We start from the raw sequence: 26302 nt of genomic DNA on the forward strand, positions 1-26302 counted from the left end.
AATCATACTTAGAGGTTCTCACTTCTCGGTGGAAAAATGGAGTGAACCCTTTGGGCTGGACCAGCGAGGCGCTTCAAACTAAGCCGCCTGCTGGGCGAGTTGGGTTTCAAATTCTTCTGGCGACTTGTAGCCAAGGGCCGAGTGCAGCCGCTTGGCATTGTAGATCTCCTCAATGAACCTGGGCAAGCGTTCGGCCACATCCGCGAAGGTTTCGTAGCCGGCAGGATAGATGTCTTCCACTTTCAGGGTCTTCATAAAGCTCTCTGCCTGCGCATTATGGTACGGGTTGCCGACGGCGCTCATGGAACCCTGCAGGCCGGCGGCATCGAGCGCTCGTCGATAGGTCTCACTTGCGTATTGGCATCCGCGGTCCGTGTGGTGGATGCAGCCGGGTGGAGGCTTTCTGTTCTCAAGCGCCGAACTCAATGCGGCCAACGCCAGCGGCGTATCCAGGCGTTTTGACAGGCCATAACCGACGACTTTCCGGCTGCAAGCATCGAGAATCACGGCGAGATAACAAAAGCCGACGGCTATGCGGATGTACGTGAAGTCGGCCACCCAGACCATATCGGGTCGCGCCGGGACGACATTGCAATAGAGGTTTGGGTAAATCGGCGAACCGTGGTTGCTATCCGTCGTACGAACATACCGCTTGCGAGGCTTGATACCGAGGCCATTGGCCCGCATGACGCGGGCGACACGCTTGTGGTTGACCAAGTGGCCTCTTCGCTGAAGCTCGTGCGTCACGCGCCGGTATCCGTAGCAAGGCAGCTCGTCCTGGATATCCTCGATGATTGCAACGAGCTCGCTGTCGCCGAGATTTAAAGCCTTTGCCGTCGATCGGTAATAATAACTGCTTCTCGGGAGATCGATCATTTTGCACCCCCGTCTGACAGAACAGGCCGGGGACCGGTGACGATGGAGGAGTTCCCGCTGTCGCCGGCGATCGGATGGCGAGGTGTTTTTTTAACCAGGTCCAGCTCCATGGTGAGCTGGCCGACCTTACGTTCGAGCGCCGCAATGTGGGCCTCGTACTCCGCGATGACGCTGGCCTCTGCCTCTTCATCATTCAGCTCGCCGCGGTCGAACTGCGTCAGCCATAACTGGATGAGGTTGGCCGAGACGCTATAAGTGCGCTGTGCATCGCGCCGTCCAATGACGCCATTTCGGATATCCTGGCAAAGCTGCAATTTGAACGGCGTCGAATGCCGGCGATATGGACCTCGGGACTTCATGAGCCTTCTCCGATTGAGGCCCGCAGAGGGTGTCAGTTTTTAGCTGTCCCGTGGTCCAGCCCAAAGGGTTCACTCCAAAACCGGCTCAGTTCTGCGCGGAAACCAACACTCTGGCGCCTTGAAGGGATATGAACCACCGGCATGCTAATGTTTGAAGGTATTTTCACGATGCCATTGTAGAAACTGTGGATGCGGGCGCTCGTGAATACCTGCCGGTACGATCGCCTTTCCTGTCCTGTTTATGAGACCCTGGATACTGTCGGAGTCGTTTGCGTAGCGTGAGATAAGGATCTCAAGATCGTCCGATAAACCGATGAGACCGCGGTCGAACATCCAATGCGCCGTTCCCGACAAAGCGATGCCGTTCGATAAGATGTCCGGACCATTCGCTTCGACCGGGCGAATGTGAGCAGCATCGACTTCGGCACGGCCGCCGCCATTGATCAGCTTCAAACCCGTTACTGCGCATCGTTTGTCGTAGGCTTGCAAAATCAGCCGACGGAACAGGCGATCACGAACGATACGTGACGAAAGCTGCGCGATGCGCACCTTCTCCTGTTCGAACATAAATGGAGCCTGCCCAATGTCCGAAAACCCACTCGGTTCCGACGTCACAGCTGCTTCCCCGGATCGCGGCAACTCCGTTTGATCTTCTGCCAGTCCGATCGACAGGATGCGATTGAAGTCTACCGCTGAGATCGGCCGCACGGCCGCTTGCGCCCTTCCCGAAATCCGTCCCGCGTCGTTGAGCACTCCGCGCTCGATTACACCCTCTGGCCCGCTGAAGGGAACGGCGTTGACGAAATCGAGATAGCTGCCGGGCTCGATCAGAGCCAGATACATTCCGGGTGCCGTGGGATCCGGAATCACCTGTGCGACTTTGGCCATCGCGAAATATCCCCGCGTCGCCGCCACTTTTCGGGGCTCGTAATAGATGATCCAGTCTCCGACACAGGCCTGGACACGGCCAAGATACTGGCTCGGAAACTGATATTGCTCAGCCGGGCTGTCGTCGTAGATCGAATCTGTGCGATGAATGAAAACCTCAAATCCCATACTCGTTCCCTACCATGGTGACTGCGATTTAAACCAGGGAGATCGGTCGTTATAAATGCCCCCAGGCTAGGACGGCTGTTTGTCGTCTAGCAGCTGGCTACTCAGTTCGCACACGTGGCGAGGATCGGTGTCATCAGCCTTATGTGTGCATCGATACGCTCGAGAACCTTTTCCGGAACGACCTCGCGTTCCGGCAATGACCACCAGAGTTTGTCCACGCGTTCGACCGTGTCGATCACCGCATTGAGGACTGCGGCTTCCGGCAATCGCGCGCGATTGGCGAAGGCTTTCCATCGCTGTGCATTCAATGCCTTGAAAGTACGCTCGCCGGCGAGCGACAGAGCCATAGCGTCCGCCGGGATATACGGGATCGTCGAGAGCACGTCATAAATAGGCGCGAGATCCGATTTGTCGCCAGCACCTCGATAGATCAATGACCAGTTTTTCAGGTGCATGTCGCCATTGCCCGTTAAGGCAGCCAGAGCCAATCGGCGGACGAACTCGAGAGCGGCGGCGGACGACACGGCAACGTTCAAGGCCGCAGCGATATCGTGATAGGCGGCACCTTCGTATTTCCGGGAAGGATAGACGCCAAAGACCTGCGCAAAATCCTCGATATGGATCCGCTCGCCGTTTGCGCCACGATCGAAGCGTTTGACGAGCAGGACTTTTCCATCGGACAGCGTCTCGAATTCCTTTGGAATGCCTTCGAATTCCGATTGCTCGACGAGTTCGCGTTCCGGTACCTCCATACCGATCGCTTCAGCCAAAGCGAGATTGGCATACTCGTTTTCCGAGACGCCGGGGAAAGAGGTTGACGGAAACTTGGCGATGTACGAACCCTGCTCGTCGCCTAGTGGCAGGGTCAGGCCGCCGCCTTTTCCCGTGTTCTTGATAACCGAGAGCTTCATTTGCACACCGGCGAGCGAGAACCGAGCTTTCGGCTTGGGAGCGGAGATGTCCTCCTGCCGAGCGAATGTTCCATCACCCGGCACGACGCGGACGGCACCCGGCAGGTCCGCCCCGAGTGCGACAAGCAGATCAAAATCATTCCCGACGCGAACACTTTCTGCGTGGTGCTTCTCCATCGCCTCGCGCAATTTGTCCTCTGGGAGAAGATTGGCAAAGAACGCTGGCAAGGCTCTCGCCACAGGCTTCGGGTCTTTACGCAAGCCGCCGCCGACTGCGCGAAAAGACAGGCTGACGACCGGAACTCCGCCTGTCGCGCGATAGCTATCCTCGAAGCTGAACGCGTTGAAATCGCCGGGCGTCCGTACAATTGTGCCGACCTTCACGTCGTTCAGCAGCACATCAAGCGACGAAATTGATCTCGGATTAGGAAAGGCCTCAGTCACCACGTTCACCGTCTGGATTTGCAACGAATGCCGGAAGATCATCGAGATCGTCGTGCGGCCGCAGTAAAGCGTTGACGGCCGGAACCATCGCCTGCGGGATGAGCACCAGTTCGAGTCCGAGAGCACGGGCGATGTTAATCAGGGTCGTCGTACGCGCGGCACTGCTTCCGGCCTCGATCTCGCGATAGCGGGGACGCGATATCCCCGCCATGTCGGCGACCTGCTCCTGGGTCAATCGCTTGACCTTGCGCGTAGCCTTCAGCAACTGTCCGATATCCAATAGCGCATCTGACTCGGAGCGTGCCATCATCCTTCCCCGTCCGCTCCTCTTGGAACTGGTGGGTAACTAGCAAAATCGTCCCTTCCAGTCAAAAGAAAAGATACATATACGGACCATTCTGAATAATATGATCTGTTTACATATCATTCATGACGTTCGCAGACGACGGCATGAGGCTTTCCCACCTTACATGCTTCGTTAAAGGCCACCGCTTATTTCCGCTCGCCCTCGGCACTGGTGCCGACAAGAAATGGAATGAGCATGCCCAAACACGATCTTTCATCACGTCATTTTCAGCGCAAAATCTCCGAATTCTGCGAGATGCGTATTGCACCGATATGCTCGAAGCGGGTGCTGGAGAACGTTCGCCCTTACCTGATCGGCCTGATCATATATCGCAAGCGGCCGCCTGTCCTGAACGGTCGTCTCGACTGGATCGCGCTCGGGGAGGCTTGCGGGATCGAAGACGAGATGACGGCAGAACTGAAGAAGCAGCTAGCGCCAGCACTGGATGCGATCATGCGATGGCTGAAGGTGCCGCCGGTTGCAGATGACGTTCCGTCAGCCAAGGTGTCTTCGCGCGCAGGCAGAATGGCATCGGTCAAAAAGCCGGCGGCCGTTTCCACAACCAGAAAACCGCAACGCGGCCCAATGGATGGCTTGTTCGAACGGAATACATCGGCGCAGCGCGGACCCGCTCCGAAGCCGATCAGCCCATTTCCCGATGCCTTGTTCGAAGCGACAGACGATCTGGCGAGTTTTCAGGATGCGCTGATCTACCATATGCGCCGGTTCGGCGACAGCTATTGGCAGCTCTACCGCGCTGTCGTTCGCCTCACCGAGACTTTCGACAGCAAGACACTTCTGTCCTGGATCCAGGGCGAGCGTGTGCCGCGATCGGTTGCGAGTTTTAACATCCTGCGCCGCATCGAAATACGATACCGACTGTCAGAAGGATACTTCAAGGCAAAGCTTCCGCATCAGGCGCGCTCGCTCTACGGTCACGATCTTGGCGATATCAGTCCAGCCAAGCGGCGGCGGATTTCCTTGCACCTGCCCGATGATTTCAGCAGCCTTCCCTTTACCAAGCGAGAAGAGATCCTTGACTGGGTCCGCCGGATCATCGTCTCTGGTTCAACCGAGTATCGCCGTTACCAAGCCGCAAAGAGCAAGGAGCGATATGCGATCCGTTTTCCCGGTATCACCTATGGTGGCGGTTCGCCTTCACTTCGACCTCTAACATCTGCCACCAACGCCAACCAGAACATGGCTGAGGAACTCGACGATCCAGAGCTGCTGTCAGGCGTCATCGACGCGCCGCCGCGGCTTGCGATGGAAATGGCGGACCTCATTCGTTTCAAGACCTCGACCCTGACGGCGATTGGTTTTCAGCGAAATGGGGTCTGGGGTGAAGAAACCGCATCCCAAAAAATCGAACATCTCGGCTTGATGTTTGGTGCCCTCGCCGCGTCTCCCTCCCGCATCGTCAAAGGTCGCGGTGTTCCGCTCAGCCAGTTGAGCTTTGGCGTGTTGGTATTCGCAGGCGTTTGGGACTGGTATCTGCAATGGCCTGAACAGCGGCGCGGCTTCTACACCAAATGGGAAGAGGACATGCTAATGGTGGCTCAGGCTCTCACGCGAGCTGACGTAGGCTGGATCCGGCAGCATCCAGAGCTTTTGAAGAACGTCAGGCCGATCGATGGTCTCATCGAACGAGAGGAGATCGAGTTCGCAACCCGAGACTGGAACGGCGCCTGCGACGCGTTCCACCGGCATGCGGCGAACCGGTCGAAGGAAATCCAGCGTGTCATGCGTGTCCATCGCGATCCGTTCGAGCCGATCATGTGCATCCTGGAGGCCGACAGCCCCCTCGCCGAATATCGCAAGATCACCGACGAAATCCTGAAACGCATGCCGGACGAAGATCGCTATCCGCGACCGGCGGCCGAAGCCGTCCGATCATTTTTGCTCCTGCGCCTCGGCCTACATCTCGGCCTTCGCCAGAAGAACCTGCGTCAGCTCCGCGTCTGCGCGCGCGGGCATTTCCCGACATCAGAGCGACGGCTTGAGGACCTGAAATGCGGTGAACTCCGGTGGAGCGACCGGGAGCGCGGCTGGGAAGTCCTGATCCCCTCGGTCGCATTCAAGAATTCCGGGTCATCGGTTTTCGGGCAGAAGCCATTCCGGTTGATCCTTCCAGACCTCCTCGATCTCTACAAATATATCGATGCTTATATCGACAAGCATCGCGGCGTATTGCTTGGCGGCGCAAAGGATCCCGGCACATTCTTCGTCAAGACGGTGAAACGACGAGCCTCGACGCGGCCTATGACTCGACGAAATTCTATGAGGCTTGGCGGACGGTGATTCAGCGATACGGGATCTACAACCCCTACACAGGGCGTGGCGCTATCAGAGGGCTGCTGCCGCATGGGCCACATAATCTGCGGGACATTCTCGCTACCCATATCCTCAAGCAGACCGGTTCTTACGAGCAGGCCAGCTACGCCATTCAGGATACGCCTGATGTAGTGCAGCAGCACTACGGTCGTTTCCTGCCTCAGGACAAGGCTGCACTGGCGGCAAAAATCCTGAACAAGGTTTGGGAAGCCGCGTAACGAAATCAAGGTTACACTGCTTTAGGCTCGGAACGTTACGCCTGAGAGCTGACCTACTCGTCGCCTTGAATGGATCTGAACCAATGTCCCACTCAAGCGCTTTGGCCAAGCATCTGAAACTTTGTGATATCTTATGCAGGTTCGCTAGACAGTAGACACAGCGATCAGGCGGCGTTCCGCTCTCGATTTAGCCTCACCTTAATCCGAATTATCCAACCATTTGATAAATTGCAGTGCTCATCAACATTTTTGCCAGATGGCTTCGGGTGGCCAGAAAATTGAGCTGGATAGGAGACTGACTTCCGCAGGCAACAGTTTCTTACATGAGCGGAATTCCGTACATTTCATAAATATGTTGCGGAATTCAGCTCGTGCATGTAGAAAGGATTCATGCGGAATTCCGCATCATCCCTACAGTAGAGCGGAATTCCGCATGAAAATTGCCGTTTTTCAGTTATTGGGCGAACAACTACTCGCAGCCCGTAAAAGGCGCGACCTAAGTCAGTCGGCGCTCGCGGAGCGACTTGGCCGAAATCGTGCCCGCATATCGGAACTGGAACGTGACCTTGCCAATAATCGCTTGGGCAGGGACCGTCTGACTCTGTTTGCCGAACTCTGCGATACGCTTGATCTCGTCCCCGTGCTTATCCCCAAATCGCGTATGGAACGCGTACGGCTGCTAGTCGATGACGTACCTGTTGCTCCAAGACATTCGACCGAGGTTCCCAGAGCTTTCGACGAGCTGTTCATCGACCTCGACGACGATGAAATAAAGGAAGGGTAATGGCAAAAGCAGCGGCGGTCCTTGGCGTCTTTATGCTCGACGAAAAAGGAGTGTCTGTCCGGGCCGGAACGTTAACGCGCGACGCGGATAGAGCGGTGTCTTTTGTCGTTGCGGAGAGCTTCCTGCGGGACGCGACGAGGCCGATCCTCAGTCTCGGCTGGTATGATCCGGATTCCGACCAGGGGACACGCGAAAGGCTCGCCTCGCGGGGAGATAAAATCGGGCTGCACGGAAGGTTGCCGCCTTGGTTTTCCGGGCTTCTGCCGGAAGGAGCCCTGCGCGAGCTGGTGATGACAGAAATGGGTCCGGGTGATCACGACGAATTCGACGTGCTGACCCGCCTCGGAGCGGACTTGCCCGGCGCGGTGTTGATTGTCCCGGAGACCGATATACCGGCGGCGGCGGGACCGCTGGACCTCGGAAATGTCCATGGCTTCAAGGCGCCGCTTCCCGAAGGGGCTGTAAAATTCTCACTGGCAGGCGTCCAGCTAAAATTTACCGGCAACCGGGATGGCGATCGTCTGACAGCTCCAGCACGGGGAGAGACGGGTCGTAGCATCATCAAGCTGGCCAGCGAACGATTTCCCAATCTTCCCGAAGCAGAGTTTGCCGCCATGCAGATGGCGAGCGGAATAGGCGTCAGAACCGCGCCATGCCGGCTTATCTCTCGCGACGCGATCCGGGACGTTCCAGCCGAATTGCTCCAGCATGGCGAAAATGTGCTTGTCGTGGAGAGGTTCGACAGGTCTGCTGGCGGCCGCATCCATATCGAGGACGCCGGCCAGATTCTCGGCGCGGTAGGTGAACGCAAATATACGATGGGTACGACCGAAACGGTTATTAACATGGTTCGCCGTTTCAGTACCGATCATCGAGATGACGTTCTAGAAGCCGTCAGACGTGTCGTCGCCGACGTGCTTCTAGGAAATGGCGACAATCATCTAAAGAACTGGTCCTTTTACTTCCCGCAAGCCGGCGAGATTAGACTATCTCCCGCCTACGATATCGTGCCGACGGTCCTGTATCTCCCCCGAGACGAGATGGCATTGCGCTTCGTCAGGACACATGATTTCGATGCAGTCAATCTGCATCGTTTCGAACGGGTTGCGAGCTTTATCAAGCTGGATCCAAAGCTCATCGCGCGTGAAGTCCAGCATGCCGTCCGTCGAGCCTTAGAAACTTGGCCAAAGATTGCCCCAGGTCTTTTGGGACCCGACTCTTCGGATCGGATTATGAGGCGGCTCAACACGTTGACGCTTGTCCGTGAGGTGCGTCTAAGGATGGGGCTATGATAAGTCTGAGCGATGACGGATGCGCGGCATTTCAGCTGCGTACCCGCCCTCGATGTTAACTGCGTGGAGGCGTCATTACGCTCTTGAAAAGAATCGAACGGCCGACTGGTTGGTCGGAGAGCTTAAGTGTCTGAAAAGACATGCTTCGTGGGATAACGCCTATTTATGGAACTTTTACTTTGCTCGATCTGACCGGCAACGTTTCTTTGTTGTAAGGCCCGGTGTGTACCAGGCAACCTTCAATGCTTAGTTCCCTATAGGGCAAAGGATGCCGACAGGAGCTTCGCCGGTATTGCAGGGTCGTCCGCATCGGTAACGAGAAGCAGGTCCAGTGTCTCATTCTCCATCTGAGCGCTGATACCTTCCACCTTGTATGGCTTTTCGAGCTGGTGCAGCGAGAGCAACTGCCCAGTTGTGTCAACGATTCCGATCGCGGCTCCTACGCAGTGACCATCAAGATATGCGTCGTCGGTATCTTCCGCCACGGCACAAAACACCACGTCGCCACTGGGCAGAGCCGCCGCATCGGTGAAGCAGAGTGGAACGCCCTCGATCATACCAAGATCCACTCTCCTGATGGCGGACGGCGCAAGTGCGGCGGCAACAGGATCTCGCAAAGCCTCGAGAACCGGCAGCAGCGGGTAATGGATGATCGCGTTGGCGATATCTCTCTTGTTGCCGCGCTGGAACAACAGGAGTTCTTCGTCGATTACGGCCGCTCCCTCGATGTTGAGATCGGCGAAGGCTTGATGAAGCGGGCCGAGCATCGGCCCCATATCGACTTGCTCGGGTGAAGTGCTGAGCGCACCTCGCGCGTCAAGCCCAAGGAGAACTCCGCGGCCGCGGTTTGGCCTCGATGCTGATCCCAGCGCCAATAGAGCGCCATCCGAAAAGCCCTCGAAAGCTGGAACGAACACGATCGCCTCCAGGTCCGGCTTTTGGCGCTTTCGATCGGCCTTCATGATGGGCAGGTCGCCCGAAAACAGGCGGACCAATCGACCCGGCCCGTTGTCATAGGCGGAAAACGCCCCGAGGTGATGTTCGTCATCCGCAACGACATAGAAGTGCGGGCCGACGCACACCAGACCGCTTGCGGAGCTGATGTAGGACAGCTGCGTGTCACATCTCTCCGGAGAGACGTCGAGTTGTCGAAGTTCGGTCGTAACAATCATCCAACCTTGCTATCACCGTGGACGTCGGCGCTCTACCGGCTGAGACGCGAAATTGTCTTGGTTTCAATTGAATACGAAGTTGCAACGCATGCCTCCCCCACAACAGGTAAAACGTTGAAATCTTTAAGCCGACGGCATACCACAATTATGGAACTTTGCTTATGGAATGGCCCGCCCTTTCTCCAGCGTCTGTTAGGATGCTGCAGGTGGAAGGAAGAAAGGAACGAGCCAATGTCTATAGCGATCCTTGGAGTTGATCTGGGCAAGACTTCTTGCAGCATAGTTGGTGTCGATGACATCGGCGCGATAGTTGTCCAGCGAACAATGCGTCGCGAGACGCTAATTGAGTACGTAGCGAAGCTCCCTGCCGCCCATCATCTGGGTCACCTGTTTGAGGCACAAGGCCACGAGGTCCGGCTGATGTCGCCGGAATACGTTCGCCCCAACATCAAGGCGCAGAAAAATGATGACCGGGATGCAGAGGGTATTGCCGAAGCTGCATCTCGGCCGACCATGCGTTTCGTCAACCTTAAGAGCCAGGAGCAACTGGACATCCAGACCCTGCATAGGGTGCGTTCTCGCCTTGTGGCCGAACGAACAAACCTCATCAATCAACTTTGTGCCATCCTGCTGGAGCGCGGGGTGATCTTCCCGGTCGAGCGGCGAAAACTTGAGCTCGGCGTGGATGGTATGCTATCCAAGAGTGCCCAGATACTATCGCCGCGTGTGCATCAGCTGGTTGCTGATCTACGCAGCGAATGGAAGGAACTCGACAGAAAGATCGACGCACTGAATGCCGAGTTTATCCGGTTGGCACGCGGTGACGCCGCCATGCGCAGACTGACTTCGATCCCTGGTGTTGGCGTTCTTAATGCAACGGCCCTGGTCGCGGCGGTGGGTGATGCAAGCAGCTTCGCCAAAGCTCGGGATCTGGGGGCCTGGCTCGGACTGGTTCCCAGGCAATACAGTACTGGCGACAGACCCCGATCGTGTCCCCGGACGTGGTGTAGCTTAGGCGGCCACGGCTCATCCCAGAGGGCCGGATGAGTGTCAGCTTGCGGCTGGCAGGCTGATGAGCGGATCATCGCTCATTGTGGCGATGGTTTCCAGTGTCATGTATCGGGACCTCTGGACGGCCCATTCGTCGTTTTGCTCCAGGAGCAAGGCACCGACCAGTCTGACGATGGCGTCGTCGTTGGGGAAGATGCCAACTACTTCAGTGCGTCGCTTGATCTCGCCGTTGAGACGCTCGATCGGATTTGTCGAATGAAGCTTGGTCCAGTGGGCCTTGGGAAAGGTCATGTAGGCGAGCACGTCCTGCTCGGCACTGTCCATGAGACTCGCGAGTTTCGGCACCTTCGGCCTGATCTGGTCGGCGACATTGCGCCACTGGGTGCTTGCCGCCTCCGGTGTATCCTGGGCAAAGGCCGTGGCGATGAAGGCTGAGACGACGCGGCGTCCGCTTTTTCCGGCATGGGCAAGCGCATTGCGCATGAAGTGGACACGGCACCTCTGCCAGTGTCGCGGCGAGCACCTTCGATACTGCGACTTTGATGCCCTCATGTGCATCGGATACGGCGAGCTTGACGCCGCGCAGGCCTCGTCTGGTTAGCTTGCGCAGGAACTCGGTCCAGATCGCTTCTGCCTCGGATGTGCCGATTTCCACGCCGAGCACCTCGCGTCGGCCATCGGTGTTGACGCCCACGGCGATGATGACGGCGACAGAGACAATACGACCGCCGCGCCGGACCTTCAGATAGGTGGCATCGATCCAAAGATAGGGCCATTCTCCCTCAATGGGCCTGTCAAGAAAGGCCTTCACCTTCTCGTCGATTTCCTCGCAGAGCCGGGACACCTGGCTCTTGGAGATGCCCGACATGCCCATCGCCTTGACGAGGTCATCGACGGATCGGGTCGAGACGCCTTGGATATAGGCCTCCTGGATCACCGCCGTCAGAGCCTTCTCGGCCATGCGGCGCGGTTCGAGAAAGCTCGGGAAATAGCTGCCTGTGCGAAGCTTGGGAATGCGCAGCTCGACGGTGCCCGCTCGTGTCTCCCAATCCCGGTCGCGATAGCCGTTGCGCTGAGCCAGTCGAAAACCATTCTTCTCGCCATAGCCCGCGCCGGTCTTCGTCCCGACCTCCAGCGCCATCAGCTTCTCGGCAGCAAAGCCGATCATCTCGCGCAGCAAATCGGCGTCGGCGCTCTTCTCAACGAGTGAGCGCAGGTTCATCATGTCGTCGGTCATCGGTGGTGTCCTTCAGGTTGGTCTAAGCAACCCGACCCTACCGGAAATCACCGATGGCTATGAAATCCAGCTACACCACGTCGTGGGACACGATCCAGACCCCGACTGCTTGCGATATCAAAACGTGGAAATACCTACTTGCGTACGTTGCTCATTCATGGTGCTCGTGCAGCGCTACCGTCGCTTTCAACAGCTGATGAGACCTGTGCGCGGGCCGGTTTTCCAATTGAATTTGCTGCATTTTTCTCCGGATTGAACGAAAATGTGCGGTTGTGGGCATCGCCACGTCCGCCTTGAGATGGCGGCCGATCGGAGGGCGTGTTGTTTCGTCGCCTATCCCGCCGTAGCAATGATCCTCAAACTCCGTTTCATATTGTAGGCGATAGCGGTCAGGCGAATTTGAACGCCTGCCTTTGCTAGCCCTCGCCATCGCATGCGGCGCAGGCCGTAGCTTCGTTTCCAGGTGCCGAAGATCTTCTCGATCCGACCGCGGATACGGTGGATCGGTTGGTTCCAGGCATCGAGACGTGCTCGGATTTCGGCTTCGTCGCGCCCCCACATGCCAGTAGCGATAACGCGCGGCGTGCCGCCCCTGGCAATGACCGCCTTGCCAAAATGGTCACCCCGGTAGGCACTGTCGGCATAAACATCGCAGGGATTATCCGGCAATGCATCAGGACCGGCCTTACCATCGTTGATATTGGCGGGTGTCACTGCAACCTCCTCGACGAGGGCCGTATCGGCATCGGCACCGACATGCGCTTTGAAGCCATGAACCGCAGGTCGGCCCTTATGCTTGACCCAGTGGCCCTCGCCATCATCCTCGCTGGCCGAGGCGATAATCGTTGCATCGACCAGTGTGCCGGTCTTGACCTGGATCGCCTGTGCCTTGAGCTGGCCGGTGATCGCGTCGAACAGAGGCTTGTCCAGACCGTGCGTAACAAGGTTCCGGCGAAACCGAACGAAGGCGGTACGCTCAGGCGTCGGTTGCGATCGGGAGAAGCCGCAAAACCGGCGGAACGAGGCACGATCATCCAGAGCTTCAGCGAGCTTCACATCCGACAGATCATACCAGATCGACAAGAGCACCGCCTTGAATAGAGCCAATGGCGGTCAAGCGGGCTCTCCCTTGGCCGCGCACGATATAAGGCGGAGCGCTTCGTCGACCGGCGCCCAATCAATCAGCCGGCTGAGGTCATCAAGAGAAGAGGACGAACCCCGATCAACAGCAAATCCGAGCGCTTCCTGCCCTATCCGGCGACGGCTCATCACAAACCTCCATCTCTCGACAAAGGAATTGAATCATCAATGATTCCAGACGTCTATAAATATCCGCGCACAGGTCTCATGAGACGCCTCTGGGGCGATGGCTGAAAGCCATGATCGAGCGAGGCGTGCACCGTAACGCCATTGTTGTGGCTCTGGCTAACAAACTGGCGCGGATAGCGTGGGCTGCGTTGCGCAAAGGAACAGGCTTTGACCGTGGTTACCCGGTGACTGCGTAACAGGATCAGCTACGCATTATCAAACGCGTAGCCCAAAGGGGTTTGCAGGAAGGATCGTAAAGATGGCCTGGCAGTCGAACGGCATATGGAAAGCCCGGTTAAAAAAATGGCACTGGGTGCCGGAGTGCTTTATTGGGGCTCCAAATGCGCGGATGTCCATCTTGGCCATGAGCATGCTATGAGGCCGTATACGTTGACGCAGACTGATCAGAAAATCGCAAAATCCTCTTGCAAGCAGGGCGGGCCATACGTTTTCTAAGCGACACGCTGCTTCAAGTAAAAACGCGCTTCAGCGTGGGAAATCAAGAACATGCCGCAGCGACTGTGGGGATGCAGGAAGCCGGCGGGGCCGCTATCTTTGTCACTCACACTTGCTAGGTCTGACGAAAGACATCGTTAATCCTTCTATGGCGCAATGGGCGGATGGCAAAACGTCCCCCAAAAACCATCGGCCTTCGTACCGAGGCTGACGCGCCACTGAAAAGCCACGCTCCGGCTGCTCGCGACCCTCGCCAACCCGCCCTGCCCTTCGACCCGATGCCGGACAGGATAGAGCCGTGCCTTGCGCTGCTGACCGGCAAGCCGCCGAAGGGTGACTCGCCAACCCGCCCTGCCCTTCGACCCGATGCCGGACAGGATAGAGCCGTGCCTTGCGCTGCTGACCGGCAAGCCGCCGAAGGGTGACGACTGGGCTTTTGAAATCAAGTGGGATGGATACCGGCTGGCGGCACACGTCGAGCCGACGAAGGTCCGGATCCTGACACGAGGTGGGCATGACTGGACGTCACGTTTCACCGGTATCGCCAACGCCGCGAGGAACCTTGGCGCGGCAACGATGATCCTYGATGGGGAAGCGGTCGTGCTTGATGACCAAGGCCGACCTGATTTCGGCGCGCTTCAGGCAGCGCTTGGCGGCCGAGGTGGGAAACGCGACGCCAGAGCGGATGGGGAAGCGGTCGTGCTTGATGACCAAGGCCGACCTGATTTCGGCGCGCTTCAGGCAGCGCTTGGCGGCCGAGGTGGGAAACGCGACGCCAGAGCAGCCATCTTCTACGCCTTCGATTTGCTCTACCTCGACGGCCACGACGTTTCGCGAATGGACCAGGCCGAACGCCGAATGCTGCTTGAGACTGYCCTGACAGACCCGGATGGTACGATCCGGCTTTCCGAGGAGATCGAGGCAGACGGTGAAGTGCTATTTCAAAGTGCTTGCGAGCACGGTCTTGAGGGYATCATTGCCAAGCATCGTCACCGACCATACCGATCGGGCCGGCAAGGCGATTGGCTCAAGATCAAATGCGTGCAGAGCGAGAGCTTCCTGGTGATTGGYTATGAACCGTCGACGACAATGCCAGGCGCGATTGCAAGCCTCCTGTTGGCGGCAAGGAAGGGTGACGGCCTTGTCTATGTYGGCTCTGTCGGGACCGGCTTCAAAGGCAGCGTGGCGCGGGAACTCAAAGCGCAGCTCGACAGTATTCGCGAGGCGAAACCGGCGGTACRCGCAAAGGCACAGGGCGYTGTCTATGCCCGACCGGAGTTGACTGCGGAGATTGAATTCCGCGCTTGGACCGGAGACGGCAAGCTGCGGCACGCTTCGTTCAAGGGCCTTCGTGAAGCTGCGGACCGCCGACCGGAGTTGACTGCGGAGATTGAATTCCGCGCTTGGACCGGAGACGGCAAGCTGCGGCACGCTTCGTTCAAGGGCCTTCGTGAAGCTGCGGACRCTTCAGCCATATATGAAATAACGACGAGTGACGAATAGCCCGGAACCTAAATTGGATTACGACAGTTCGACTGCTGACTGCCAAATTTCTCCCCGATTGTCAGGCAGTCATCTGGTAGGATATTCCCCCGCTTCGGCGGGGGTTTTTTCGTTCATCGTTCAACTCTGCAATGGCGAAGCTTAGTTATATTGCGGAACGTACCTAAGGAGTTACAGAGATTATATATTAGTAGCCTGTTTTTCGAGCATACGATGTCATTCAATGACTATTTGAAAAATCGCCAAACCTTCAACACACCGGCCGGTCATTTTACCCGCAGTGCTCGGCTAGATCCGAACATGCCCGATGCTTCCACCTGGCAAGATCTGAAGCAGTATCTTGAGGGTGACTCACTGCTGTCGACCAACCTTACCGCAGCCTACGAAGTGTGGATGGCTTATCAGAAATCATTGCAAAAGGTTGTGAAGCGAAGCCGCGGTCGTCCCCCGAAGAACGACAAACGACAGTCAAACGAAATTTGGGACTGACCCCACCTGAACGTGCGGCGCGGGCTAGACGGCGACCGGGGGTGATGTAATGTCGTCGAGCCGCGCGTCGCGGCGGATGCATACGCATAAGTGGCGTTTACATGAACTTTCCAATAGTCGCGACAGTCATATCCATGGTTCTCGGCCTCTCAGTGACCCGCCTCCTGACCGGCTTTGTCACCATTTTCCGTATCCGCAGGACGTCAAAAATTGACTGGGTGCCACTCGCTTGGAGCAGCGTCCTATTCATCATGCAGTTGCAGTATTGGTGGGCAATCAATCAGTTGTCGACGCTGCAACCGACGTTTTATTTCGGCGAATTCATCTTCCTTGTTCTGATGACCCTCATGCTTTTCCTGACAGCAGCGCTTCTCTTGCCCAGTCGTGGCGAGGACGAGGCTAATGGACTGCGCATTTATTTCGAGCAGGACGGGCGCTTCGCGCTGATCTCCTTGACTGCTTTTCTTGTTTTTGGGTTCCTTGTTAATGTCTTCGGCTTCAAAAGCCAGCTAGAAGCAGCTTGGGCGTTCACAGACATTCCGATGATCATCCTCCCCGCTACAGCGTTCTTTCTACGCGAGCGAAAATACTATGCTGCTATAGCCGCACTCTATCTCCCGTTGTGCGCTTTAGACGTCTGGATTTCGCTGACGTCGTAGATGCAAAGAGGCCAGGAAGCTTACTTGGCGGACAATATCGCATCATGTCTGTTTTTTGGTTCCAAAACCCGAGTGTGTTTATAAAGTTAGATGCATCGTGGGGCGGGTAGTAATGTACGCGTGTGCAATCAGAGTCCCAGGACCAAGAGACATTGCAATGCTGACGCCATGGCGGCCTTGGATGAATATATGCGGCTTCTAGCCTTCGGGTTACACGCCAGGGCAATTCATGTCACTCGAAAAGCATTCTGAACACGGCTCATTTACCTGCAGAGATGGCAAATACATCCGATGGATATCACGTGGCGCAAAGTAACGCGATAGCTCCGAGACTCGCCTCGCGCAGCAGCAGGTCGACGTAACACGTTTCCCTTCGATTCCGAGATCAACGAACCCCCCGAGATCCGCATCGAGGGTAACACCACCATCATTCCTGTCATCGAAGAGCGGCTCGCCAAGCGGCTGTTTCTTGTTGAGGAAGCGCAAATCCGTCGCCTTCCAGGACAGTACGATCTCGGCGAAGAGCGTCATGAGGAGGCGGTGGTCTCGAAGAAAGGGCGCGTCGCCGAGGAGATAGGCATCAACAAAAAATCGGCCGGACGCACTGAAACCATCAGCGACAGCGTCCGCAAGACGAAAGTGGAAGTTGATGATCATCGTATCGAACAGAGGCAGGATGGCTTCAGCCAGAGCCAGGGCTACAAGCGCACGTAATAGACATATCTGGAATCGAGATCACCAACCCGTCCGGAGCCGTAGTCGCTCTTGTGTCGGTCGAAGACGCTGCGATTAGTGAACTCGACACGAAATCGCCGGGATAGGTATCTTTAGCTATGTTGCCTGTCGGATAGCCTAGACATGCTAAAGGAGCTCGACCCGTTTTCGCGGAGCGCCCTTAGGACCCGTACGGTTACAACGCTCGACATCCGTATCGCAGCAGGTATTCGTCATGTTCGGGTGGTGAAGCCTCGATGCGCATCCGGCTAGGCGAATTCGAGGCCAGCACCTCATTTCAAGGTTACCTCCGCAACATTGTCTTTGTAATCCTGCTTTGGATCCGAACCGAGCAGCATCTTAATCCCAGCCCAAATGCTGGACCCGTCCTTCCAGATCTCCGCGCGTTCAGCATCGAAGCGAAGCAGCACGAGTTTCGGATCATCCTTGCCTCCTTCGTACCAGGCAGCGACATACCTGTTCCAGAGGCGGTCGATGACGACGCGCTCGTTATCGACAATAAGGTCGCCGTGAATGGCCGCAAATAAATCGTGCCCCTTGGATGCGAAGGTCGCGACGGCGCGGTGAGTAGCGGTGACCTGTTTGACAAGCTCGGATTCGGTGGAAGTGAAAAACCAGATTGGCCCGCCGTCGCGTTCGCCGTCGAGTTGAGCCGTCATCGGTCGAGTGTGACCTTCATCGACGCCAGCAAGTCCAAGCATGACCGTCATGTCGGATTTCAGTGCCTTCCAGAATCTCGCTTGCAGTTCCGGCTCATCGGTCATTGGCCTGTTCTCCTGTTTGGGTTTTCAACGATCTTGTGACCGCCTGGTAGGTGTTGCCTCAGTGGCGGTGATCAAATCTTCTGATAAAACGCGGACAGCCGCGCTACCTCGATGCCAAGTTTCGTCAGCGACGCGTGCGCGGCCATCACGGTTGGTTCGATCAGCCAGAACCAGTCTGTAAAGCCGAAGCTCGTCTTGGAACCATCTTTAGCGGGAACGGCGCGCGTGTACTTCCAATTGAAAGCACTCCCAGCCTGACTGCCTTGAGCCAGGCCTTCGATAAGGGATTCTCGTCCTTCGTAGTCGGCATCGGACCGCTTGATGATCGTCCAGATGAGCGTGTCCGTGTGGCCATCGTCGAATCTGTAGACCTCTTTCAGCGCGAGCGTATGCGCCTTCGGATCGTAGATGCCTTCTGCGTCGATCGTAAAACGGTTCTCGAAAGCACCGAAACGGCTGAGCGTCGTCCCCCATCCTTTCAGTTTTCCGTGAAAAAATTCCTCGAGCTTGAACACAGGCGTGGTCACGGCGAAATCTTCAATCTTCATGATATCTCCTGAGTTTGACTGACCCGACGTGTCACAGATCCTCGTCGCTGAGCAAGACGGGATTGCCGTCTTCTGTCAGCGCCGATAAACGTGCGTCCGCCGCCTCGCATAAAGCAATCAAGATCTCCGCCCTGGTCCAACCGACGAGATGCGCCTCTTCCTCGATGAGTTGGACCGCGTAGCTCATGGCTTGGCTACAGGACGCACTTCGATCGGGATGTCCTAGAGGTACGGGAGGAGGATCGATCATGGTGCAATTGACTTTGTGTGGGGGCGGAGATGGCGGCGATCGGGGTCAATGAATGCGACGCAACATCCTGCGATAGCTCCTCGCGTAAGGTTGACCGTCACGTCTACGAGAAGCCGAATAGACGACGAGAAGCGTGCCAAGCAATGCCGCCGCGACCGTCGCGATAGGATGGCTGGACACAGAAGAGCCTACGTCGCGTCGAACGCCTCTCATTCCCTTGCCGGCAAGGTGCCCTGCGGCCCGCAGTTTGGATTTCAAAGCTTCCACTTCGCTACGAAGCGCGGAAATCTGGTCCTCCGGCTCAAAATGTTTCTGGTCCTCGACGCCGACGGTTTGATGTGCGACGTCGATAACGGCCTTCGGAATCGGTTGACCGAGGTCGGGTTTCGTTTTGGGGTCCTGTGACGGCATTTTTTCCTCCAACGGATCGAGTTGTCTCTGAAACGCGTGAGGGAGCAGAATGATCCACCCCGCCGGCGCCGGCTCTACGTTTCCTGAAGCTCATCTTGGTGGCCCACCCCAAGGTCGATGTCGTGTTGGGTGTGTTTCGGCCCTTTGACTGCGTGGCTTAGTCAAGTCTGCTTTGTCCTTGTCGGGGTCATGGTCGTTTTCGAGGTCATGGCCTCATGATGATGTTCGGGTCGGATGCCTCAACGTGTGGAGCGCTGTGCAGTCGTAGCTGCCAGCAACCGAAACAACGAGGTCGCCGCAACCGCCGTCCCGGCGGGACATGACAGGTCTTGGACAGCCCTGCGATTTCGGATCAAGTTGAGTTCTCAGGCCGGCTCCTTAACCCATTGTAACGAGGTGCCATCCGTCCAAATGCAGTGCAGAATGACTGCCAGTTTTCGAGCGACCGCGAGCTTTCTTCATTCCATTGCGTTTGGCCAGTCGAAGGCCGTTCGCCGCTCACTGACCAGAAAACCAGCTGACGACATGAGAGGAAAGGCCATGACGAATCGGCCGCAGCCGAAAATGAAATCGGATATACGCGTGACACGAAAAGCAATACCGGACCTTGGGATGGGAATACGTTCCCCCTTCGGGGAAGCCCGACGATATCGTGAATGCTGGAACCCGCGACATTCGATGAGAGACCAAATGCTATCGGTCGTCTTGCCATCTTATCGATTGAGGCGGCTAAACGCATCGAGAGCGTAGCCGAAATCTCCCGCCTTTCGCCCACACGTCTTGCCGAGGGGCGTGTGCCACTGTAGCGCGATAAACTGGCGTTACCCGGTTGCTACGCCGCGCCGTTGATCTCGACGACGTTGTAATCTGGGTCGCGGAGGTAGAGCTGGGGAAAGCCCGCTAAGCCCGTCCGGAACACCAGCATGTGCTTCGGATCGCCAGCGGGCACGTCTGAGCTGAAGCCAAGGGCGCTCAGCCTTTCCAAAACGCCCTCGAAGTCATCGGCATTGAAAGCGAAATGCCAGTCGTTGCGGTCTATGGCGGCATTGCGCCGGAAACTTCCCCCGGGATGTACGACCAGATGTACTTGGTTCCGCCCGCACGAGAGCCAGGCTCCGCCAACCGGGAAGTCGGGCCGGCTGAGCTCTGTGAGACCGAACACATCGCGGTAAAACGGCAGTGATAGTTCCAGGTCGGATGTGATGATCGAAACGTGATGCAAGGCGAGGTCAGGCATGTCGGCTCCCCCATCGGTTAAGCGAGAAAAAGGTAACAGAAGCAGGCCATGGCATGCGCGATATCGTTTGCACCGCTCTCCATCTTTTGCCTCAAGCTGTCGGTAATCTTGACGCTCTCCTCTCGGCAGCGCTCGGCGTAGCCTTGGAAGTGGTGCAGTGACTTCGAGTGATCCGTGATGGCCCAGATGTGAGGAACCATCGACACCGCGCAATGCATTGCTTGAAGAGGTTTGAACCTTCGACCTGCCAATGCAGTTCACTCACCACTGATTTCATTTCTGATTAATTGAGCTTGTTCAGGTCGGACTGCTGGCCTTCGGCAGGAAAGCTTCATGCAAACACTAGCAAAATGTCCGGATGCGGCAGCTCGACGGTCTTCGGGCGGTAGGTATCAAGAAACGCAAGTGCCTCTCGGAAGTCTTCTTCGTCGGAGAACTCTCCCCGCATCTCCTTCAGATCGTCATCCGTCATCGCCCCATGCATCTGCGCCCAGATATCCTGCCCAAGCTTCCAGATGACAGACTTCTGTTCACCGGAAAGCGAAGCCGCGGCGTTCCTCCAAAACCGTGCCAGCTGCAGGCGATCGGCTCCCAACGTCAGCGTCGTGAAAAATTCCCCGTCGCACGTCAGATCTGCGTCCGCATAATGCCTGAAGCAGGTCTTATCCCAGTCGCTCAGCGGATGGGAAAGACGCCCCTCCAGCTTTTCCTCAAAACCGGTTTTCCGCATCGTGCTGCGGTAGCGGTTCAAAAGTTCCTCGCGCCAAAGTGAGGCGGATCGCGAAGCACCAAGAACATTTGCCAGATCCGGCCAGGTTCGCTCCCAGGCGTCGAGCTCAGGCAGAATTGTATCGGCATCGCACGGGAAAGTATTTCCCCACGTCTCGAAACCCGCCCTCACCTGCGGTCCAAGCGATCTCCCGACCCTGTCAAGCGCTGCCTGCCATAGTTCCCGCGAGGCATCGGGATCGAAATTGCTGGTCGTGACGGCTTTACGAAGCTCTTCTTGGAGAGCTGGAAAGTTTGCGCTTCGCAGACCGAGATCGGTCATCGCATCAGCGTCAATCACGTCCATGCTTGGCAGGACGACCAGATTCCGCCAAGCTCTACTCTCTGGCAATCGGTTAATCATCATTATCTCACGGCGCATCATCATAGAAAATTGACTTGTAGACGTTCACCCGTGGTCCAACGACCAGAGGGTGTTGCACTCATCCCTCCGCGGTCGCGCCTTCGAAGGTGCGTGGCAGCTTTTCATATCCCGAGCCGAGCAAGGTCTTGACATCGTCGGTCTGCGTTCTGCGAATGAACTCGATCAGGCTCGTTCCGGCGAAACGGATTGAGAGGCAGGCACGGTCGATGACGTGGAAATTAAACACGCCGTCCTTGTCGCGCCGCCAGCACAGGTATTCGCCATTGATGCTGTTGCCGTAGAAACGCAGGTCGTCGAAAAAGCTGGAGACGTTCTGGCTTTCTTCGTCATAAGGCTCGAGGCAATCGAGATCGCCAACCTCGGCGCCGTCTTCCCGAAGTTGATCAACCAGCCAGTGAACCTGTTCGTGGAGGGCGTCTCCGCGAACGACAAGCCCGCCATGGCCGAACATGTTGAACGGCATTTCGATGACGAAAAGGCCGTTGGTCGTGCCATAACCGAATGTCTCGGCGAAAGTCTTGTAGGACGGTGGCAGCGCCCCGATCTGCGCCTCGACTGCGGAGATTTCTTCGGCAGACGCTGTACGCGTAACGCTCGAACGATTGAAAAGTTGAGTGACGTCGTCGGTTATCACGAACTTTCTTCCACTTTCTGCTCTACCGCAAGACCATTCGGTACGATGCGCGAGTTGAGAGCATATCGGAAAAGCTCCAGGCCGCCTGCAAGGCCATTGGTGTATGGAGTTGGCGATCACGGCTGGACCTAGGAGCCGGCCCGGCTCGATCAACGCCCGGAAACCCGGATTGCGTCCAGATCACCAAAACTCCGCTGCACCGCTGCGATCTTGTCGGCCGCGATATCGGCCGACACCTCGATTTCACTTTCCAAAGGTGCATCAGTCCGCGCATCGCCATTGCTTCCGACGTCGCCGCCTGAAGGTGCGGATCCCGCAGAGTTTTCCGAAGCGACCGGCTGCACGAAAATATCGGGCCGGGAAACTCCATGTTGCTGCACAAGATGTTCAATCGCAAGGTCCGCGGCCTCGCGGGTCTTGAATGTCGCGCGGATGGTCGTGGTGCTATCGTCAGACATGAGTTTCTCCTGCGTTTTGGTCATCGTATACCAAACGTCGCTCGGGTCGGGTTGTTTCGGTACCAATGGAAAACTCAATCTGCACGGGTTGGATTCGCGCCGGGCGGCTGCTATGTTCTCTCTTTGTTTTCTTCTGCGTTGAACGACCCGCATGAACGTCATGACCGCACGATCCGCTCGCAAGATCATCCATCTCGACATGGATGCCTTCTACGCGTCGGTGGAACAGCGCGACAATCCGGAACTGCGCGGCAAGCCCCTCGCCGTCGGCGGAGCGGCTGCTCGTGGTGTGGCTGCCGCGGCAAGCTACGAGGCCCGCGAGTTTGGTGTGCGGTCAGCCATGCCGTCGGTGACGGCGGCTCGGAAGTGCCCAGAGCTGATTTTCGTGAAACCACGGTTCGAGGTCTATCGCGCCGTCTCGCAACAGATCCGCGAGATCTTCGCCGAATACACGCCGCTGATCGAACCGTTGTCGCTTGACGAAGCCTATCTCGACGTGACGGAAAATCTCAAGGGCATGCCTATCGCCACTGAGATCGCACTGGAAATCCGTGCGAACATAAAGGCCGTCACCGGTCTCAATGCATCGGCCGGCATCTCCTACAACAAGTTCCTCGCCAAGATGGCGTCGGACCTCAACAAGCCGAACGGCCAGGCCGTCATCACCCCTAAGAACGGACCGTCCTTCGTCCAAGGGCTCGCAGTCAAGAAGTTTCACGGCGTCGGCCCAGCCACCGCCGAGAAGATGCACCGCCTTGGCATCGAAACCGGCGCCGATCTCAAATCGAAATCGCTGCAGTTCCTGACAGAGAACTTTGGGAAATCCGGTCCCTATTTTTATGGCATCGCTCGCGGCATAGACGAGCGTCCTGTCCGGCCCGACCGGATCCGGAAATCGGTGGGCGCGGAAGATACGTTCGTCGACGACATCGACGATCTCGCTCTCGCAACCACCGAGCTAAAACCGTTGGCGGAGAAAGTCTGGTCGCATTGTCAGGCAAAATCGATCAGCGGCAAGACGGTGACCGTGAAGATCAAGTATTCGGACTTCACACAGGCAACACGAAGCAGGACGGGCACGTCTCCTGTCACGGGCATTGCTGAGATCATGGAGGCGGCATCGACGCTGCTTGCCACCGTCTATCCGTTCAAGCGTCCGGTTCGCCTGCTTGGCGTGACGCTCTCCTCACTGACCAACGATGAGACAGAGCATGACGAGGAACAACCGCAGCTCGATCTGGCTTTATGATCGGGTTCAACAAGAGGATTGATCAGGATCTCCGAAAGCCATTTACCCAGAGTTCGCGTCATCGATCTTGAGACCGGCGGCAATGGCCCGAACGATGTCTGCGAAATAGGTTGGCAGGATGTCGTTCTGGATGACGATGGCTTGTGGCTGGTGACCGAGGAGCGTGGAGCACTGCTGGTCAATCCCGGACGGCCGATGACACCGGATACAATTGCCGTGCATCATATCCTTGACAGCCAGGTGGCCGATGCGCCGTTCTGGAAGGAGATCGCCGCAAGTGTACTGCGACCTCCGGGGCGGCTGGTTGCGCTTGCGGCGCACCGGGCGGGCTTCGAACAGCGCTATTGCACGCCTCGCTTTACCGGCGGCACACCCTGGATCTGCACCTGGAAGTCTGCGCTGCGAGTCTGGCCCGAATTGCCGCGCTTTTCCAACCAGATGCTGCGCTACCAGCGCATGCCGGAGGGTCTCGTACATGAGATCGGCCTGCCGGCCCATCGTGCCCTTCCCGACGCCTACGTCACGGCGCATCATCTCCGCGACTTGTTGAATGCGACATCTCTGGATCAGCTCCTGGCCTGGAGCCGCGAACCCGGCCTACTGCCCCGCGTTCCCGCCGGCCCGGACCGCGGCAAAGGCTGGGATCGGATCTCTCATCAAGCACTTGAGGACTTCGCGCGTGATCGCGATATCGACGTCCGTTACAGTGCCGGGACGGAGTTGGCACGGCGCGGAGAACGCCAGGAAATGGAGCGGCTCGAACCTGCCCAGGGGACACTTCTGTGACGAAGCGATCTGACGACACCTCCTACCCGATAGAACCCGACGGCCTCCAGCAGCTCGGGATCGGTAATTCCAGCGGCCTTGGCCTCCGCGAGACTATCGGGAATCCAAGGATCTCGCCGCGGCTCGGCACCACGGGCCTGCGCAGTGCGCTCTGCTGCGACGTCCCGAAGGGTCTGACGGAAGTCGGGAAGCAGGCGACGCATCGCTTCGCCGATGTCGTTGGCAACGACCGTGCCTACCGCCTTGAAGCGCGGTTCGGTCTGGGCTGCCTTGATCGCGTATCCGCCGCCTGCGCAGATCCCGAGAAGCCTGATCCGCGCCTCGTCGATGTAGGGTAGTGTCGTCAGATGATCGACCGCGCAGTGAATGTCTTCGACGCGAACGGACGGATCTTCGAGATCACGTGGTTCACCGCCGCTCTCGCCCTGGTATGACGGGTCGAAGGTAAGCGCTATGAAGCCGTCTGCGGAGAGCCTTTCGGCGTATACGGCGCCGATCTGCTGCTTGACGCTGCTGCCCGGCGTCGAAAGGACGATCGCGGGATATCTGCCACCCTCGTCGAAGTCCGGCGGCAGGGGACATTGCCGACGACCTCGATATCTCTGTTCCTGAACGAAACCCGCTTGATCATACGGTGGCCCTTCTTTCTCTGTTCATGGGGTCATCACGACCCGCCCGAAGGGCCTGGCCGTTTCGGCGTATTCGTGCGCGTGCGCAGCGTCTTCGAGCGCGAAAGATCGGTCGATCGCGACGTCGATCTTTCCGGCTGCGGCGGCAGCAAGGAGATCGTCGACGCTGCCGTGCACCGAAGGCCGTTCGAAGATGGATCCCATAAATACCCCGTGCAGCGTCTGATTATTCTGCATCGGCAGCCATAGATCGACATCGAGCTTTCCGCCGCCAGCATTGCCAAGGAAGACGAGACGCCCTTCCGGTGCGAGCGCGGAAAGCGAAGCTTGCAAGTGGAGCCGACCGGGTCGATGGCCAGATCGACGCCCTTCCCATTGGTTAGTCGGCGCGCTTCTTCTACGACGTCGTACTGAAGTCGGTCGATGACGAAGGTGGCGCCGAGTTCAATTAGAGGGGCCTGCCTTTCGCTCCCGCTCGTCACCGCGATCACGGTCGCCCCTGCCCGCTTGGCGAGCTGTACCGCCGCGAGCCCTACGCCTCCAGCCGCAGCGTGAATAAGAATGGTTTCGCCCATCCCGATAGCGCCTCGGGAAACCACGCTGTGATAGGCGGATCCGAAGGAGATGGGCAGCGCGGCCGCCTTTGCGATATCCAGGCCCGCGGGCACCAGCCACGTTCGCGAAGCGGTGACAGCCCAAATTTCCGAGTGCGATCCCTGCATGCTGAAGGCGGCGACATTGTCGCCAACGGCACGGGTGGTCACGTCCTTGCCCACGCTCACGACGTGCCGGCCGCTGCATATCCGACCACCCACAGAGGGTTTACCTGTGACGTCGATCTGCGATTGATCAGATCTCCGCCTTCGATCGAGATCGCTTCCAGCCTTATGAGGACTTCGTTCGACCTGCAGACCGGATCAGGCACGTCGACGTATTTGAGCACAGACGGTGGTCCCGGATTGTCGTAGACGGCGGCCTTCATCATCACTCCAT

26 protein-coding genes and 6 pseudogenes are annotated in these 26302 nt (G+C 57.5%); 11 read left to right on the forward strand and 21 right to left on the reverse strand.

The window, feature by feature from the left end; translation table 11 throughout:
- Positions 1–78: 78 nt before the first annotated feature.
- From ASG68_RS12905 to ASG68_RS12925, 5 genes are all read right to left on the reverse strand, one after another.
- The gene (locus tag ASG68_RS12905; RefSeq protein WP_062609790.1) at positions 79–876 is read right to left on the reverse strand and encodes an IS3 family transposase; all 798 of its coding nucleotides are present in this window, start codon (positions 874–876) and stop codon (positions 79–81) included.
- Entirely contained in the window at positions 873–1235 is a 363-nt protein-coding gene (locus tag ASG68_RS12910; RefSeq protein WP_062577324.1) for a transposase, read from the reverse strand. The genes ASG68_RS12905 and ASG68_RS12910 overlap by 4 nt, the downstream gene beginning before the upstream one ends.
- 144 nt (positions 1236–1379) lie before the next feature.
- The gene (locus ASG68_RS12915; protein ID WP_062609792.1) at positions 1380–2291 is read right to left on the reverse strand and encodes an HNH endonuclease; all 912 of its coding nucleotides are present in this window, start codon (positions 2289–2291) and stop codon (positions 1380–1382) included.
- A gap of 101 nt (positions 2292–2392) precedes the next feature.
- Entirely contained in the window at positions 2393–3646 is a 1254-nt protein-coding gene (locus ASG68_RS12920; protein ID WP_062609860.1) for a type II toxin-antitoxin system HipA family toxin, read from the reverse strand.
- Complete coding sequence (locus ASG68_RS12925) at positions 3639–3953, reverse strand: helix-turn-helix domain-containing protein (RefSeq protein ID WP_062577328.1); 315 nt, start codon at positions 3951–3953, stop codon at positions 3639–3641. The genes ASG68_RS12920 and ASG68_RS12925 overlap by 8 nt, the downstream gene beginning before the upstream one ends.
- Positions 3954–4181: 228 nt before the next feature.
- Here ASG68_RS12925 and ASG68_RS12930 point away from each other — a divergent pair.
- The 3 genes and pseudogenes from ASG68_RS12930 (at position 4182) to ASG68_RS12940 (ending at position 8620) form a co-directional block, all read left to right on the forward strand.
- Positions 4182–6544: pseudogene (locus ASG68_RS12930) on the forward strand (hypothetical protein).
- Between the two features lie 433 nt (positions 6545–6977).
- Entirely contained in the window at positions 6978–7328 is a 351-nt protein-coding gene (locus ASG68_RS12935; RefSeq protein WP_062609793.1) for a helix-turn-helix domain-containing protein, read from the forward strand.
- Complete coding sequence (locus ASG68_RS12940; protein ID WP_062577332.1) at positions 7328–8620, forward strand: type II toxin-antitoxin system HipA family toxin; 1293 nt, start codon at positions 7328–7330, stop codon at positions 8618–8620. Before ASG68_RS12935 ends, ASG68_RS12940 begins: the two co-directional genes overlap by 1 nt.
- 254 nt (positions 8621–8874) lie before the next feature.
- Here ASG68_RS12940 and ASG68_RS12945 read toward each other — a convergent pair whose 3' ends face one another.
- Complete coding sequence (locus tag ASG68_RS12945; protein ID WP_062609796.1) at positions 8875–9792, reverse strand: DUF6929 family protein; 918 nt, start codon at positions 9790–9792, stop codon at positions 8875–8877.
- A gap of 231 nt (positions 9793–10023) precedes the next feature.
- Here ASG68_RS12945 and ASG68_RS12950 point away from each other — a divergent pair.
- A pseudogene (locus ASG68_RS12950) lies at positions 10024–10779 on the forward strand (IS110 family transposase); the annotation flags it as partial.
- A 63-nt stretch (positions 10780–10842) separates the two neighbouring features.
- On the opposite strand, the pseudogene ASG68_RS12955 reads toward ASG68_RS12950, so the two are convergent.
- Positions 10843–12040 (reverse strand): annotated as a pseudogene (locus ASG68_RS12955) (IS256 family transposase).
- An 87-nt stretch (positions 12041–12127) separates the two neighbouring features.
- On the opposite strand from ASG68_RS12955, the pseudogene ASG68_RS33040 reads away from it, so the two are divergent.
- A pseudogene (locus tag ASG68_RS33040) lies at positions 12128–12337 on the forward strand (hypothetical protein); the annotation flags it as partial.
- A 36-nt stretch (positions 12338–12373) separates the two neighbouring features.
- Here the strand turns inward: ASG68_RS33040 and ASG68_RS12960 are convergent.
- Complete coding sequence (locus tag ASG68_RS12960) at positions 12374–13147, reverse strand: IS5 family transposase (RefSeq protein ID WP_200943214.1); 774 nt, start codon at positions 13145–13147, stop codon at positions 12374–12376.
- A gap of 990 nt (positions 13148–14137) precedes the next feature.
- Between ASG68_RS12960 and ASG68_RS12965 the strand changes: the two genes are divergently transcribed.
- The 4 genes from ASG68_RS12965 (at position 14138) to ASG68_RS32370 (ending at position 17169) form a co-directional block, all read left to right on the forward strand.
- Positions 14138–15307 (forward strand): ATP-dependent DNA ligase, encoded by a 1170-nt coding sequence (locus tag ASG68_RS12965; RefSeq protein WP_244484215.1) that lies wholly within the window; start codon positions 14138–14140, stop codon positions 15305–15307.
- A gap of 213 nt (positions 15308–15520) precedes the next feature.
- Positions 15521–15796: a YozE family protein gene (locus tag ASG68_RS12970; RefSeq protein ID WP_062602016.1), complete on the forward strand. Its 276-nt coding sequence runs from the start codon at positions 15521–15523 to the stop codon at positions 15794–15796.
- A gap of 101 nt (positions 15797–15897) precedes the next feature.
- Positions 15898–16455: a hypothetical protein gene (locus ASG68_RS12975; RefSeq protein ID WP_062602019.1), complete on the forward strand. Its 558-nt coding sequence runs from the start codon at positions 15898–15900 to the stop codon at positions 16453–16455.
- Between the two features lie 540 nt (positions 16456–16995).
- On the forward strand, positions 16996–17169 hold the full coding sequence (locus ASG68_RS32370) for a DUF2382 domain-containing protein (RefSeq protein WP_244484216.1): 174 nt from the start codon (positions 16996–16998) through the stop codon (positions 17167–17169).
- Positions 17170–17462: 293 nt separating this feature from the next.
- On the opposite strand, the gene ASG68_RS12985 is transcribed toward ASG68_RS32370, so the two are convergent.
- From ASG68_RS12985 to ASG68_RS13020, 9 genes and pseudogenes are all read right to left on the reverse strand, one after another.
- Complete coding sequence (locus ASG68_RS12985; protein WP_062602023.1) at positions 17463–17954, reverse strand: pyridoxamine 5'-phosphate oxidase family protein; 492 nt, start codon at positions 17952–17954, stop codon at positions 17463–17465.
- Between the two features lie 71 nt (positions 17955–18025).
- A complete protein-coding gene (locus tag ASG68_RS12990) occupies positions 18026–18502 on the reverse strand; it encodes a DUF3833 family protein (RefSeq protein WP_062609799.1) in 477 nt (158 codons plus the stop codon).
- A 31-nt stretch (positions 18503–18533) separates the two neighbouring features.
- Positions 18534–18689 carry a hypothetical protein gene (locus tag ASG68_RS31385; RefSeq protein WP_156373646.1) on the reverse strand — a complete coding sequence of 52 codons (156 nt, stop codon included), beginning with the start codon at positions 18687–18689 and terminating at the stop codon, positions 18534–18536.
- Positions 18690–18797: 108 nt separating this feature from the next.
- Positions 18798–19163, reverse strand: a complete 366-nt coding sequence (locus ASG68_RS12995; RefSeq protein ID WP_062577338.1) for a hypothetical protein — start codon at positions 19161–19163, stop codon at positions 18798–18800.
- 365 nt (positions 19164–19528) lie between these two features.
- A pseudogene (locus ASG68_RS32375) lies at positions 19529–19652 on the reverse strand (IS110 family transposase); the annotation flags it as partial.
- Positions 19653–19995: 343 nt separating this feature from the next.
- Positions 19996–20400 (reverse strand): VOC family protein, encoded by a 405-nt coding sequence (locus tag ASG68_RS13000; RefSeq protein WP_062602027.1) that lies wholly within the window; start codon positions 20398–20400, stop codon positions 19996–19998.
- A gap of 331 nt (positions 20401–20731) precedes the next feature.
- Positions 20732–21475, reverse strand: a complete 744-nt coding sequence (locus tag ASG68_RS13010; RefSeq protein ID WP_062609801.1) for a hypothetical protein — start codon at positions 21473–21475, stop codon at positions 20732–20734.
- A 136-nt stretch (positions 21476–21611) separates the two neighbouring features.
- Entirely contained in the window at positions 21612–22187 is a 576-nt protein-coding gene (locus ASG68_RS13015; RefSeq protein WP_062602030.1) for an SMI1/KNR4 family protein, read from the reverse strand.
- A 149-nt stretch (positions 22188–22336) separates the two neighbouring features.
- Positions 22337–22645, reverse strand: coding sequence for a hypothetical protein (locus ASG68_RS13020; protein WP_062602032.1), 309 nt, complete (start codon positions 22643–22645; stop codon positions 22337–22339).
- A gap of 160 nt (positions 22646–22805) precedes the next feature.
- Here ASG68_RS13020 and dinB point away from each other — a divergent pair, with 160 nt between their 5' ends.
- Both dinB and ASG68_RS13030 read left to right on the forward strand, forming a co-directional pair.
- Positions 22806–23894: a DNA polymerase IV gene (gene dinB / locus ASG68_RS13025; protein WP_113569433.1), complete on the forward strand. Its 1089-nt coding sequence runs from the start codon at positions 22806–22808 to the stop codon at positions 23892–23894.
- An 18-nt stretch (positions 23895–23912) separates the two neighbouring features.
- Positions 23913–24680, forward strand: coding sequence for an exonuclease domain-containing protein (locus ASG68_RS13030; RefSeq protein WP_200943216.1), 768 nt, complete (start codon positions 23913–23915; stop codon positions 24678–24680).
- Here the strand turns inward: ASG68_RS13030 and ASG68_RS30640 are convergent.
- The 4 genes and pseudogenes from ASG68_RS30640 to ASG68_RS32390 all read right to left on the reverse strand — a co-directional run bounded on the left by ASG68_RS30640 (position 24596) and on the right by ASG68_RS32390 (position 26294).
- Positions 24596–25255: an alpha/beta hydrolase gene (locus tag ASG68_RS30640; RefSeq protein WP_320416515.1), complete on the reverse strand. Its 660-nt coding sequence runs from the start codon at positions 25253–25255 to the stop codon at positions 24596–24598. The two genes, ASG68_RS13030 and ASG68_RS30640, sit on opposite strands and share 85 nt — an antisense overlap.
- A gap of 78 nt (positions 25256–25333) precedes the next feature.
- Positions 25334–25642, reverse strand: a complete 309-nt coding sequence (locus ASG68_RS32380) for a zinc-binding dehydrogenase (protein WP_244484221.1) — start codon at positions 25640–25642, stop codon at positions 25334–25336.
- A gap of 50 nt (positions 25643–25692) precedes the next feature.
- Positions 25693–26031 (reverse strand): annotated as a pseudogene (locus ASG68_RS32870) (zinc-binding dehydrogenase); the annotation flags it as partial.
- 56 nt (positions 26032–26087) lie between these two features.
- The gene (locus ASG68_RS32390) at positions 26088–26294 is read right to left on the reverse strand and encodes a hypothetical protein (protein ID WP_244484217.1); all 207 of its coding nucleotides are present in this window, start codon (positions 26292–26294) and stop codon (positions 26088–26090) included.
- Positions 26295–26302 lie beyond the last annotated feature (8 nt).

The sequence above is a fragment of the Rhizobium sp. Leaf453 genome, assembly GCF_001425605.1.
Taxonomy (GTDB): Bacteria; Pseudomonadota; Alphaproteobacteria; order Rhizobiales; family Rhizobiaceae; genus Pararhizobium.